The sequence below is a fragment of the Cognatundibacterium squillarum genome, assembly GCF_014652435.1.
Lineage (GTDB): Bacteria > Pseudomonadota > Gammaproteobacteria > Burkholderiales > Burkholderiaceae_D > Undibacterium > Undibacterium squillarum.
The window spans coordinates 142,640-155,823 of sequence record NZ_BMYU01000005.1 but is presented as its reverse complement, the minus strand read 5'-3'; the positions used below and the strand labels follow the sequence as shown (position 1 = coordinate 155,823).

Sequence of the window (13,184 nt, the reverse complement as noted above, 5' to 3'; positions counted from 1 at the left end):
CCCCGGGCCAACTTGCTAACCCAGTCATCGTTATGCCGAACTCAAACAAACTCTCTTCTGCTTCCCCGTCAGATTTATCGCGCTTTTTAGCCCGCTGGTTGCAGGCACAGCCGGAGCGTGCCGCGCTGTTAGAGGAAGTTTCGCAATTATCCTTTACCAATGCGCGTTTTGCGTACTTTTTGCAAAAAGAATTGTCAGCCGGAACCGGGTTACCGGGCGCAATGCGACGTTTGCGCAACCTCGTGCTGTGTACCCTGATTCAGCGTGATCTGCGCGGACAGGCAGATATGCATGAAGTCGTGGACACGATCAGCCATTTTGCTGACTTCGTGGTACGAACCCATGTCGCCGATATCAGCGCAGAATTGCAGGCGCTGTATGGTGTACCTGTGGGTGACGACAGCGGTGAAGAACAGCAAATGATTGTGCTTGGCATGGGCAAACTGGGTGGCTACGAACTGAATGTGTCATCTGACATTGATCTGATTTTCTGCTACCCCGAAGACGGCGATACACGGACAACGGAAAGTAGCCAGAAGTCGATTTCCAATCACGAATTTTTCACCCGTCTTGGCCGCCGGCTGATCGGTGCAATTTCTGAAATCACGGCAGACGGCTACAGTTTCCGCGTCGATATGGCATTGCGCCCGAATGGTCAGTCCGGCCCGCTGGTCGCGAGCTTCGGCATGGTGGAAGAATATTTTCTGATACAGGGGCGTGAATGGGAACGTTATGCCTGGGTCAAAGCCCGAGCCATGACCGGAAAAGAAAGTGATATCCGTCAACTGGAAAGTATCGTCAGGCCCTTTGTTTACCGACGTTATCTGGACTTCGGGGCGATTGATTCGCTGCGCTCCATGCATGCGCAAATCCGTGCCGAAGTGCTGCGTCAGGAAACCCGTCATCCGGAACGGAATCTGAACATTAAGCTCGGCCGCGGCGGTATCCGTGAAGTGGAATTTCTGGCGCAGGTATTTCAGATTATCCGTGGCGGCCGCGATGCCGGTCTGCGCGACCGCTCCACCCGCAACACCTTACGCGCACTGGCTGAGCGCGGCATTTTCAATGACGACACCGTAACCCGGCTGCTGGACTCTTACTGCTTTTTACGTAATCTGGAACACCGCCTGCAATATCTCGATGATGCGCAGACCCATACCTTTCCGGTTGCAGACGAAGATAAACTGCGGGTAGCGCGGATGATGGGCTATGACGATGTCGGCACGCTGCTGCAGGCGTTACAGGCGCACCGCGATTTTGTCGCCCATCAGTTCGATACGATTTTCGGCGAAAAAGACAGTGGCTGCGATACGGCGGAAGCACGCTTAGCCGCGCTCAGCAGCGCATTGCAGGCTGGCGCAGAGGAAGAAGCACTGGTTGCTGTGATGGAGCAGGCAGGGATGCAGGATGCCAGCGAAACAGCCCGCCGTCTGCGCGCCACCTGGAGTTCGCCACGCCTGCAGACCATCAGTGAAAGCAGTCAGCAGAAGCTGCTGCAACTGGTGTCCGGTGCGATACAGCTGACGGTCAGCCATGCGCGCCAGCAGGTGCCGTGCTGGAACCGTTTGCTGGATTTCATGGAAGCAATTGCACGGCGCAGTGCGTATCTTTCGCTGCTGACAGAGTTTCCGCACACACTGGACAGATTGGTGCGCATCATGGATGCCAGCGAATGGGCTGCAAAATTCCTGACCCGCCATCCCTTACTGCTGGATGAATTACTCGATGAGCGGGTGCTGCGCCAGCGTCCCGACTGGCCGCAATTCCGCACTGAGCTGCAAACGGCTCTGCAACAGCATCCGGGCGATGTGGAACGACAACTCGAAGTGCTGCGCGAACTGCATCACGCTTTGCAATTCCGCTTACTGACGCAGGATCTGGAAGGCCAGTGGACCGTCGAACAACTGGCCGACGAGCTTTCCTTACTGGCCGATATTCTGGTTGAAGCAACGATACAGGCGGCGTGGCAGACGATTGCCACGCGCCATCGGGATGTGCCGCGTTTTGCCGTGATTGCCTACGGCAAGCTGGGCGGCAAGGAACTCAGTTACGCCTCGGACCTGGATGTAATTTTTCTGTACGACGACGATGATCAGGAAGCGCCGGGTAACTATGCCAAACTGGCGCAACGGTTTATCACATGGATGACCAGTCATACACCATCCGGCATTCTGTTCGATATTGATGTGGCGCTGCGTCCTGACGGTGCGAGCGGTTTGCTGGTGTCCTCGGTCGCCTCGTTCGAGCGGTATCAGCAGCAATCTGCATGGCTGTGGGAACATCAGGCACTGACCCGTGCGCGATTTTGTGCCGGTGACAGCGAGATCGGTGCGCGTTTTGAAGCCATCCGCGAACAGGTGTTGATCGCGCCGCGCGATGAACACCATTTGCGTCAGGAAGTGCTGAATATGCGCCAGCGTATGCGCGATGCGAACCCGCCGCATGAAGGCGTATTCGATCTGAAACATGATGCCGGCGGCATGATTGATGTGGAATTTATGGTGCAGTATCTGGTCCTGCGTTACGCGGCCAGCGTTCCTGCCCTGCGCCGCAATACCGGCAATATTGCACTGCTGCGTTTTGCCGGTGAAGCCGGTCTGATCCCTGCTGATCAGGCAGCAGCCTGCGCCAGTGCGTATCGCAGTATGCGCAAGTTGCAGCATCGCATACGCTTGCAGGGTACCGAACGGGCGCGGGTTGCGCCGGAACTGATCGCAGCAGAAGCGGAAGCCGCGAGTGGTTTATGGCAAACGCTGTTCGGTGGCGATCAGGCTGTCGTCTGAGAAGGAACGGGACGGCGGGCACCGTCCGGCGCCTGTCACACCGGAAAAACAGCCCGAAAACAGGCATTTTGCGCAGTTCTGCACAGCGATCTGGCGGTCGTCGGCAGAAAGTCCGGCTCTCCGAAAATGACAAATGCGGATATCTGCACAACTAAGAACTCGTTACGCAGCGGATTACGGGTTTATGCGCGCTGCACCACGACCGTCTTGTCAGCGCGAATACGCCATGCGCTGACAGCATCACCCTGCTCCGTTCCGGTTAAAAAAGAAGTGAAAAGCAAAAAACAAGACGAAAAAAAACCGCTGCGGTGATGCAGCGGTTTTCCGGATTCACGGTTTTGCCGGTTCAGCGGAACCGGCGATCCTCAGGATACTTTTTGTTCCTGATTGGTTTCCAGCCATTTTCTGACACGACCCGCATCCGCCAGACGCGAATACTTGCCTTTAGAATCGAGGAACACCATGACCACGGCACGGCCTTTGATCATGGCCTGCATGACCAGACAACGGCCTGCTTCTGCAATGTAACCGGTTTTCTGCAAACCAATTTCCCATGTCGGGTTCGCGACTAAGCGGTTTGATGTTCCGTATTCCAGCGGACGGCCGCCCGGATTGACCACATATTTGGAATCGGTCGAATAATCACGAATCACAGGGTGCTTGTAAGCAGCATTGACCAGTTTGACCAGATCACGCGCACTGGCGCGGTTCTGACTGGATAAACCGCTGGAATCCACGTAATGCGTATCGGTCATACCCAGTTGTTTTGCCTTGGCATTCATTGCATTCACAAATGCCGGCAGACCACCCGGATAATGACGGCCCAGCGCGGAAGCGGCACGGTTTTCCGAACTCATCAGCGCGATATGCAGCAAATCAGAACGGCTCAGACGTGCACCGATCTTCAGGCGGGAACCCGTGCCTTTTTCGTGATCAATATCTTCGTCAGTAATTTCCAGTACCTCGTTCATATCCTGATGCGCTTCCACCACCACCAGACTGGTCATCAGTTTGGTAATGGATGCAATCGGCAGCGATACATCCGGATTTTTCTCAAACAGAACTTTGGAACTGGCCTGATCGACCACAAACGCGACATTGGACTGCAGCGCCAGCGGATCATTATGTTTCAGGCCAATGCTGTCGCCCACCGTCGGTTTTGCCGGTGTGGCATCTGCCAGTGCCACGCGGTGTTTACCGGCTCTGGCTTTAACCTTGCCTGCGACTGCTTTCTTACCCGCAGATACACGTGCCGGGTTGTTGGTAATCACCACCCGTTTTTTTTGTGCAGCGGGCTTTTTGCTTTCATGATGCTTGGCAAAAGCAGGGTTCGCCGTCATCAGGAAAGCCGGAAATAACACAGCAAGGCTGATTGTCATTGCTTTGCGTACATACTTCACTACCAGCAACTCCCTAAAAAGCGATGAAAAAATATTTCCCTGAAGTGTAACAAATCAATGCAATTTCGCAAGAGAATGAAGCACTTAGCGCAGAGATTTGAAGTAAACGGATAAGACTGATGATCAGACAACAAACCGGACAAATTCAGACAACGCCATGCGCTCGGTTTCCAGCGTATTTTCGATCTTGTCCGGATCGGCATAACCCAGCGACATACCGCAAACCACCATTTCCTGCTCCGGCAAAGCCAGTTCTTCTGCAATGATACGGTGATACTGAGTAAACGCTGCCTGCGGACAAGTATCCAGACCAAAACCACGTGCTGCCAGCATCAGCGTTTGCAAAAACATCCCGTAATCGAGCCAGGAGCCCTGCTCCATGATGCGGTCGATGGTGAAAATCAGACCGACCGGTGCATCAAAGAACTGATAATTGCGGCCGTGCTGCGCATGCATGCCGGCTTTGTTATCCCGCGTCAGACCAAGCAACTGATACAAATCCCAACCCACTTTACGACGGCGGTCTACATAAGGGCTCACCCATTGCTGCGGATAGTAGTGATATTCCTCTGCATGCGGATTGGCCGGGTCTGGCTGATTGTGCGCGTCCAGTATGCGCTGAGACAAACGCTCTTTTGCCTGTCCCTGCAGTACATAGACTTTCCACGGCTGGGTATTGGTACCGGAGGGTGCCCGCGCTGCCAGCGTCAGCAAGTGTTCCAGCGTTTCCTGCGGTACCGCGTCAGATTTAAATGCACGTACAGAACGACGGGAACGAATCACATGATCAATGGCCTGCTGCATCTCTTTCGTATCCATAGCACTCCTTACAAAACAGAAAAACTGCCGGAAACACGATCCTGGCAGAAAAGTGAAGGTTCAGATTGTAAGAGAAATGCCCTGCCGGAAAGCAACAATTTGATGTTTTTTTCATCGCTTTGTCATAAGTTGTGCATAGAATTGTCTGACTGACACTGCCACAGGCCAGTCACAGTACAGTCCGCTCCCCCGTTGCCGGACTGGTTGCGTACTGTCAATTTCTGCCTGCTCTTTCCGGCTTCACCCAATCCAAAGGAGTCGTTCCATGTTTTCTGTACCAGAACCACTTTCCACCGCCAGCAAAGCCAGCATTGATGCGCAACTGAATCTGCTGCGCGCCACCGGCAACCAGTCGCTGGAACAATCAGCAAGACTGCTGGATCTGCAACTGAACACCTTCCGCCACAGCATGGATGAGCAAGCCCGCCGTACGCGTGAAGTACTGCATGCGGCTGATCCGCAAGCCTTCTGGCAGGCAATCAGCCAGCAAGCGGATGCAGACATCTGGCTGAACTACAGCAAACAACTGACAGCGATTGCATCGGCAAGTCAGTCTGAACTCACAAAAATCACCAATCAGCAAGCGCAGGACACACTGGAAAAGTCGCTGGCATTGTTTGAAGTGCTGAGCAAAAACCTGCCTCAGGGTAGCGAGCCATGGATCGCTCTGATGCGCTCCGGCAGCAATCAGGCGTCTGCACAACTGGAAAATATCCAGAAACTGACCCGCAATCTGGCCGAAAATTTCGAGGCGAATCTGAATCAGGCCGGTGCACAGGTGGAAAAAGCTGTTAAGGCTGCCAGCAATCTGAAAAAGTCCTGAAGCAATCACGCAGGACAAGCTTGAACAAAGCAAAAACCCGGTCAGTTCTCACTGACCGGGTTTTTATTATTTGCCCGGCTGATTTACATCGCGGGAATCAGATCAGCCTTCACCCAGATACGCTGCCTGCACTTTCGGATCATTCAGCATGTCTTTCGCATCACCATTCATGGTGATGATGCCGGATTCCATCACATAGCCACGGTGCGCTGCCTGCAAAGACAGTTTCGCATTTTGCTCCACCAGCAGAATCGTGACGCCTTCAGCCGACACATTACGAATCACTTCAAAGATCTTTTCCACCATAATCGGGGACAGACCCATGGATGGCTCGTCCAGCAACAGCAATTCAGGATGGCTCATCAGCGCACGTGCCATGGCCAGCATTTGCTGCTCACCACCGGACAACGTACCGGCCAGCTGAGCAGAACGTTCTTTCAGGCGTGGGAAAATGCCGTACCATTTTTCTACATCCGCTTCGATACCGGCTTTGTCATCACGGGTGAATGCCCCCATGAGCAGATTTTCATGAATCGTCATGCGTGTGAATACGCCACGGCCCTCCGGCACCATCGCCAGACGCTGAGATACCAGCTGGAATGACTGGCTGCCGCGAATCTGTTTGCCAAGATAAAAAATTTCACCTTCGGTTTTGCAGCTTGGCAGCGTGCCGGTAATCGCTTTCAGGGTCGTTGTTTTACCAGCACCGTTAGCGCCGATCAGGGTGACCAGTTCGCCACGGTTAACTTCCAGATCAATGCCTTTTACCGCTTTGATACCACCATATGCCACCTTCAGCTGGCTGACTTTCAGTACATTTTCTTTCATTAGTGTCCTCCTCCGCCCAGGTAGGCTTCAATCACCGCCGGGTTACTCTGAATTTCTGCCGGAACCCCTTCTGCAATTGGCTTACCGTAGTCCAGCACCGTGATACGGTCACACAGACCCATCATCAGTTTCACGTCGTGCTCAATCAGGAGAATTGTTTTTCCCTGTGCTTTAATTTTGACCAGCAATTCACGCAGGCCCAGTTTTTCTGTCGCATTCATCCCTGCGGCAGGCTCGTCCAGCGCCAGCAGCTTTGGATCGGTCGCCAGCGCGCGGGCGATTTCCAGACGACGCTGATCACCGTAAGACAGATACTTAGAAGTACGGTCTGCGAACTGACCGATACCGACGAAGTCCAGCAATTCCTGTGCACGTGCACGGGTTTCCGCTTCTTCTTTGCGAGCTGCGGCATGATGGAAAATCGCACCGAACACGCCCTGATGGGTACGCACATGGCGTCCTACCATCACATTTTCCAGCGCAGTCATTTCACCGAACAAACGGATGTTCTGGAAAGTACGTGCAATACCGGCACGGGCCACATCATGCGGTGCAGACGGAGAATACGGTTTGCCATCCAGTTCAAACGTACCGGTATCAGGCTGATACAAACCGGTAATCACATTAAAGAACGTGGTTTTACCGGCACCGTTAGGACCAATCAGTCCGTAAATCTGACCTTGTTTAATTTCAATGCCGACATTCGACAATGCCTGCAGGCCACCGAAACGCTTGTTGGCGCCCTGAATTTTCAGAATGGTTTGAGTCATGTTCGCTTCCTTACGCTGCAGCATCCGATGTTGCCGGAACTTTATCTTCGTGTTTTGGTGCTGGCCACAAACCCGCCGGACGATTCAGCATCACCAGAACCATGGTCAGGCCGTACAGCAACTGACGTAACACTTCAGCTTCGATCAGCACTTTGCCAAACAGCGTCATTTGTACAGGTTCGACAATGTGACGCAGTACTTCAGGCAATGCAGCAAGGAGTACCGCACCGAGAATCACACCCGGAATATGACCAATACCACCCAGCACCACCATCGCCAGAATCACGATCGATTCCATCAGCGAGAACGATTCAGGGGAAACGAAGCCCTGGAAGGTACCGAACATCGCACCGGAAACACCGCCGAAAGATGCGCCCATCGAGAATGCCAGCAGCTTCACGTTACGGGTATTGATACCCATGGCTTTCGCTGCAATTTCATCTTCACGGATTGCAACCCATGCACGACCCAGACGGGAATTCTGCAAGCGCAGGGATACCACCACGATCAGCACGCACAATGCCAGGAACAGGAAGTAATACGCATTGACGGACGGCATCTGGTAACCGAATACATCAACGACACCCGCTTCACCTGCCAGAGAAACACCGCCGATTTTGACCGGATCAATCATGTTGATCCCTTGCGGGCCGTTGGTGAAGTTGATCGGCGCATTCATGTTGTTCATGAAAATACGGATGATTTCACCGAAACCCAGCGTCACAATAGCCAGATAGTCGCCACGCAGTTTCAGCGTTGGGGCACCAAGCAAGGCACCGCATGCACCAGCCAGAATCGCGGCGATCGGGATAATGATCCAGACGGATAAGTGAATACCTTTCGTGGCAATTTCAGGCCCGAACCACTCCACCAGTGTTGCACCGAACACCGGATAGTTTTCGACGAAAGACTCAAGAATGGTTGCAAACTGCGGCGACATAAAGATACCCGCCAGATAAGCACCCACCGCATAAAACGCGATATAACCCAGATCCAGCAAGCCCGCGAAACCAACCACGATATTCAGACCCAGCGCCAGCATGATGTACAGCAGCGCCATATCCACAATACGTACCCAGGAATTACCGAAATTCGCGGAAATAAACGGGAACGCAATCAAAACCACTGCCAGCAGACCGAGACTGGTATACGCCTTGGCCGGATTGGCTTTCGTATCAAATACAGAAGACATTCTTCAACTCCTCAGGCACGGTCAGCAACGCGTTCACCCATAATGCCGGATGGACGCAAGGTCAGGACGATAATCAGTACAACGAACGCGAAGATATCCTGATAGTGACTACCCAGCACACCACCGGTCAGATCGCCGATATAACCGGCACCCAGCGCTTCGATAATACCGAGCAGAATACCGCCGAGCATCGCACCGTAAATATTGCCGATACCACCCAGCACCGCTGCAGAGAAAGCTTTCAGACCAGGCACGAAACCCATTGCAAACTGTGCGGAAGAATAGTTAGCCGCCCACATCACACCGGCAACCGCAGCCAGCGCAGCACCGATACCGAAGGTTGCAACAATCACGCTGTTTGAGTTCACGCCCATCAGGCCTGCCACACGCGGATTTTCCGCTGTGGCACGCATCGCACGACCCATTTTGGTTTTTTCAACCAGCAGTACCAGACCAACCATGGAAATCACGGCCAGAATCAGCAACAGAATCTGCGTCTGAGAAATCACTGCATTACCGATAAACACCGGCATGGTCGGCATCACGGAAGGGAAAGGAATCGGGCTGCGGCCCCAGATCATCATCGCCAGCGTTTGCACCAGAATCGACACACCGATCGCGGTGATCAGCGGTGCCAGACGCGGCGCATTACGCAAGCGGCGGTAAGCAATACGTTCGATCAGAATATTTACGATCATGCAAATCGGGATCGCCCCCAGAATCGCGATGATCAGCATCACGATGCCCGGCAGACCAGGCGCGTAGACCAGCAGCAGTTTCAGAATACTGATACCGGCCATCGCGCCGACCATCAGCACGTCACCGTGCGCAAAGTTAATCAGGTTCAGCACCCCGTACACCATGGTGTATCCGAGTGCGACCAGCGCATACATCGAGCCTGTGACCAGACCGTTAATTAACTGTTGGATAAAGGTATCCATATACTTCTCTCTCAATGAATGAATCAGTGTTTCTGTTAAGTCAGGGGTTGCTGTGATCAGCGCTGCCTGACGTTCAGGACTTCAGATAACAAAAAACGGCATCCGTAAAAAACGGTGCCGTTCAGCTTCCGCTAACTATCTGAAGTCGCGGGTCATCATATCGGGAGTGAAAATACTGCGTGTGATACACATAACAAACCTCTCCTCTGCAACTTTTGGTAAAAGCTCTTCTAATATTTTGACCGGTGGATAGTCCGGGGTTGGTGGCCGGATTATACCCAGCCATTTTCAGGATGCCGTGGTATAAAAACCACCTTATCCTAAGTATTTTCCACAAAATCACAAGACCAGCATACACCTTACGGGGTGCGGGATGGCGCCTGTTTTTTGGCAGGAGCACATCTTAAGCACGGTTTTGCAAAACAAAATATCGAATAATCGCCTTAAAGAGAACTTTGTTCAGATACTTGTCAATTTCCTTTTAACCAACAACTGGCTGACCGGTTAATCCTTTCGGCAGCGGGAATGTGACATTCTCTTCAACACCTTCCAGCGGACGAACCGACTTCGCGCCAAGCTCGCGCAGACGCTCAATCACTTCCTTCACCAGCACTTCCGGTGCGGATGCACCAGCGGTCAGACCGACGCGGGCAACACCTTCCAGCCAGACCGGCTGAATCTGCGAAGCATGATCGACCATATACGCTTTGGCACCGACTTTTTCTGCCACTTCGCGCAAGCGGTTGGAATTAGAGCTGTTAGGACTGCCGACAACAATCACCACCTCCACTTGCGGCGCCATAAATTTCACGGCTTGCTGACGATTGGTGGTGGCGTAGCAGATATCGCCTTTTTTCGGTTCAGAAATCGCAGGGAAGCGTGCCTTCAGTGCAGCAATAATGTCAGCGGTATCGTCGACTGATAAGGTTGTTTGCGATACATAGGCCAGCTTTTCTGGATCAGCTACCTGCAGACGCGCAACGTCTTCAACGGTTTCCACCAGATGAATACCGTCATCCACCTGCCCCATCGTCCCTTCCACTTCCGGGTGACCGGCATGGCCGATCATGATAATTTCACGCTCTTCCTTGCGCATTTTGGCGACTTCGATATGGACTTTGGTCACCAGCGGACAGGTCGCGTCAAACACCGTTACACCGCGCGCTTCCGCTTCACGACGTACCGCCTGCGACACACCGTGCGCAGAGAAAATCAGGGTTTCACCGGCCGGCACATCTTCCAGTTTTTCGATAAACACTGCGCCCTTCTCGCGCAGGTCATTCACCACAAATGCGTTATGCACGATTTCATGACGTACATAAATCGGTGCGCCGAATTGTTTCAGCGCACGTTCTACGATTTCAATGGCACGGTCAACGCCGGCGCAAAAACCGCGCGGCTGAGCTAACAGAATCTCTTTATCCATTTTATTTACAGAATACCGATAATGCGGGTTTCAAAAATCACGGTCTGACCGGCCAGCGGATGATTAAAGTCAAACAAATAACCGTTGTCATCCATCGCACGCAGAATACCGGCGAAACGACCACCTGACGGTGCAGAAAATTCAACCAGATCACCAATCACGTATTGTTCGCCGAACGCGGAGTTTTCTTTCAGGGTTTGCGCTGAAACGCGCTGAATCAGATCCGGATTGCGCGGGCCGAAGGCTTTTTCCGGCGGCAATTCCTGGCTGGTGTGCGATCCGTCTTCCAGACCGATCAGGGCATTTTCCAGTTCAGGCGCAAGTTGTCCTGTTCCCAATTGTAAAGTTGCCGGATTTTCATCAAAAGTACTGATAATATTTTCACCATCCAGCGTAGCCAGACGGTAATGCAAAGTCAGATACGAATCGCTCTGTACGCGCAATGGGGTGCTTTCACTCATAGTAAATATTCCGGCGTTTTCAAATAAGCGCATATTGTAAGCCAGCTTGCAGCAACGCACCGCGAAAACACGGAAGTCTTGATATGACAGGAGGGTAAGATGACGATTCTGGACTGGCCACAGGATGACCGCCCGCGCGAACGCCTGATCCGGCTGGGCGCAAGCCATTTATCCGATGCAGAATTGCTGGCGGTTTTTTTACGTACCGGAGTTACCGGAAAAAGTGCGGTCGATCTGGCACGTGATTTACTCAAAGAATTCGGTTCTTTATCCGGCATGTTTGCAGCGCCACTGTCCGAGTTCTGCCGCATTCACGGACTTGGGCAGGCGAAATTCGCGCAGTTACAGGCGGTGCTGGAGTTATCCAAGCGCGCCATTCGTGAAGAACTGGAAGAAAAAGTCAGTCTCTCCAATCCGCAGGCGGTCAAAGACTATCTGCACCTGCTGTTTGCCAACCGGCCTTATGAATGTTTCTGCGTACTGTTTCTGGACGTACAGAACAAGCTGATCACAACCGAAGAAATGTTTCGCGGCACGCTGACGCAGGCCAGCGTCTATCCGCGCGAAGTGGCGGTACGGGCTTTGCATCACCATGCGGCTTCCGTGATTGTGGCGCACAACCATCCATCCGGAAACTGCGATCCCAGCGCCGCCGATAAGCAACTGACTGCGCAATTACAACAGGCTTTGCAGTTGCTGGAGGTACGGGTGCTGGACCATTTTATTGTTGCCAGAGCAGGGATTTTCTCTTTTGCAGAGCGGGGTTTACTGTGAAAATTTAAATTGTTAAATTTATCGAAAATCACATTTAACAATTTTATTTCACAAGTCATTGATAAATTTACGTTTTTTACGTACAATCCTGTTTTTCCAAAATTCGGAATCAAGGAGCTCATCATGGCACGTGTTTGCCAAGTAACTGGGAAAGGGCCAATGGTTGGCAATAACGTTTCCCACGCTAACAACAAAACCAAACGTCGTTTCTTGCCTAACCTGCAAAATCGTCGCTTCTTCGTAGAATCTGAAAACCGCTGGGTTTCTCTGCGTTTGTCTAATGCTGGTCTGCGCGTTATCGATAAAGTCGGTATCGAAGCTGTTCTGGCTGACCTGCGTGCCCGTGGCGAAAAAGTGTAAGCATAACTTTTGTTAGGAAAATATCATGGCAAAAACAGGTCGCGACAAAATCAAGCTGGAATCGACAGCCGGCACCGGTCACTTCTACACAACCTCCAAAAACAAGCGCACAATGCCTGAAAAAATGGAGATCATGAAGTTTGATCCTAAAGCACGTAAGCACGTGCTGTACAAAGAAACAAAAATCAAATAATCGGTTTTGGTTTCACAAAAAAAGCCTGATCTCTGATCAGGCTTTTTTATTGTCCTGCACTCTTTTACTCTCTTGCATACTCTCCTGCTTGCTTTCTTATATTGCCGCTTCAGTTACCGCTTGCTGACCGGGATTGGCTTTCGTATTTTAGCAATCGTCTGAACCGGCCTTACTGAGAACAACGAACTCCTCAAGCAGAGCCTCATTGCTGTCACGACAGTCCGACTGCCCCTCCACTGCATTACGCCATGCGTTATCTGATCAGCACGCCCTTTTCTGCCGGTGACTCACGCTGTGCAAAGATCGTCATCTGCCATTTCCGGAAGCCCGGACTTTCTGCCGACGACAGCGCGATCGCTGTGCAAAACTCCGCATTTGAGGCATTTTCAGGCCGAAATCATTGCCTGCGGGCGT

The 13,184-nt window shown here is 52.4% G+C and carries 13 protein-coding genes; 5 read left to right on the top strand and 8 right to left on the bottom strand.

Annotation, left to right across the window (positions count from 1 at the left end):
* The first annotated feature begins 32 nt into the window (after window positions 1–32).
* The gene (gene glnE, locus IE092_RS11705) at window positions 33–2,783 is read left to right on the top strand and encodes a bifunctional [glutamate--ammonia ligase]-adenylyl-L-tyrosine phosphorylase/[glutamate--ammonia-ligase] adenylyltransferase (protein WP_189357363.1); all 2,751 of its coding nucleotides are present in this window, start codon (window positions 33–35) and stop codon (window positions 2,781–2,783) included.
* Window positions 2,784–3,148: 365 nt separating this feature from the next.
* Here the strand turns inward: glnE and pbpG are convergent, their stop codons facing one another.
* Both pbpG and IE092_RS11695 read right to left on the bottom strand, forming a co-directional pair.
* Entirely contained in the window at window positions 3,149–4,162 is a 1,014-nt protein-coding gene (gene pbpG, locus IE092_RS11700; protein WP_189357362.1) for a D-alanyl-D-alanine endopeptidase, read from the bottom strand.
* A 144-nt stretch (window positions 4,163–4,306) separates the two neighbouring features.
* Window positions 4,307–5,002: a nitroreductase gene (locus IE092_RS11695; protein WP_189357361.1), complete on the bottom strand. Its 696-nt coding sequence runs from the start codon at window positions 5,000–5,002 to the stop codon at window positions 4,307–4,309.
* 265 nt (window positions 5,003–5,267) lie between these two features.
* On the opposite strand from IE092_RS11695, the gene phaP reads away from it, so the two are divergent.
* A complete protein-coding gene (phaP, locus tag IE092_RS11690; protein WP_189357360.1) occupies window positions 5,268–5,825 on the top strand; it encodes a TIGR01841 family phasin in 558 nt (185 codons plus the stop codon).
* A 102-nt stretch (window positions 5,826–5,927) separates the two neighbouring features.
* Here the strand turns inward: phaP and IE092_RS11685 are convergent, their stop codons facing one another.
* The 6 genes from IE092_RS11685 to IE092_RS11660 all read right to left on the bottom strand — a co-directional run bounded on the left by IE092_RS11685 (window position 5,928) and on the right by IE092_RS11660 (window position 11,443).
* Entirely contained in the window at window positions 5,928–6,653 is a 726-nt protein-coding gene (locus IE092_RS11685) for an ABC transporter ATP-binding protein (protein ID WP_189357359.1), read from the bottom strand.
* Window positions 6,653–7,423, bottom strand: a complete 771-nt coding sequence (locus IE092_RS11680; RefSeq protein ID WP_189357358.1) for an ABC transporter ATP-binding protein — start codon at window positions 7,421–7,423, stop codon at window positions 6,653–6,655. The genes IE092_RS11685 and IE092_RS11680 overlap by 1 nt, the downstream gene beginning before the upstream one ends.
* A 10-nt stretch (window positions 7,424–7,433) precedes the next feature.
* Window positions 7,434–8,615, bottom strand: coding sequence for an ABC transporter permease subunit (locus IE092_RS11675; RefSeq protein WP_189357357.1), 1,182 nt, complete (start codon window positions 8,613–8,615; stop codon window positions 7,434–7,436).
* Window positions 8,616–8,626: 11 nt separating this feature from the next.
* Window positions 8,627–9,556, bottom strand: a complete 930-nt coding sequence (locus tag IE092_RS11670) for a branched-chain amino acid ABC transporter permease (RefSeq protein ID WP_189357356.1) — start codon at window positions 9,554–9,556, stop codon at window positions 8,627–8,629.
* 481 nt (window positions 9,557–10,037) lie between these two features.
* A complete protein-coding gene (gene ispH / locus IE092_RS11665) occupies window positions 10,038–10,982 on the bottom strand; it encodes a 4-hydroxy-3-methylbut-2-enyl diphosphate reductase (protein ID WP_189357355.1) in 945 nt (314 codons plus the stop codon).
* A gap of 5 nt (window positions 10,983–10,987) precedes the next feature.
* A complete protein-coding gene (locus IE092_RS11660; RefSeq protein ID WP_189357354.1) occupies window positions 10,988–11,443 on the bottom strand; it encodes an FKBP-type peptidyl-prolyl cis-trans isomerase in 456 nt (151 codons plus the stop codon).
* A gap of 99 nt (window positions 11,444–11,542) precedes the next feature.
* Here IE092_RS11660 and radC point away from each other — a divergent pair, with 99 nt between their 5' ends.
* The 3 genes from radC to rpmG all read left to right on the top strand — a co-directional run bounded on the left by radC (window position 11,543) and on the right by rpmG (window position 12,770).
* Entirely contained in the window at window positions 11,543–12,217 is a 675-nt protein-coding gene (gene radC / locus IE092_RS11655; protein ID WP_189357353.1) for a RadC family protein, read from the top strand.
* A gap of 123 nt (window positions 12,218–12,340) precedes the next feature.
* The gene (rpmB, locus tag IE092_RS11650; RefSeq protein WP_189357352.1) at window positions 12,341–12,577 is read left to right on the top strand and encodes a 50S ribosomal protein L28; all 237 of its coding nucleotides are present in this window, start codon (window positions 12,341–12,343) and stop codon (window positions 12,575–12,577) included.
* A gap of 25 nt (window positions 12,578–12,602) precedes the next feature.
* Entirely contained in the window at window positions 12,603–12,770 is a 168-nt protein-coding gene (gene rpmG / locus IE092_RS11645) for a 50S ribosomal protein L33 (RefSeq protein WP_189357351.1), read from the top strand.
* Window positions 12,771–13,184: the final 414 nt, after the last annotated feature.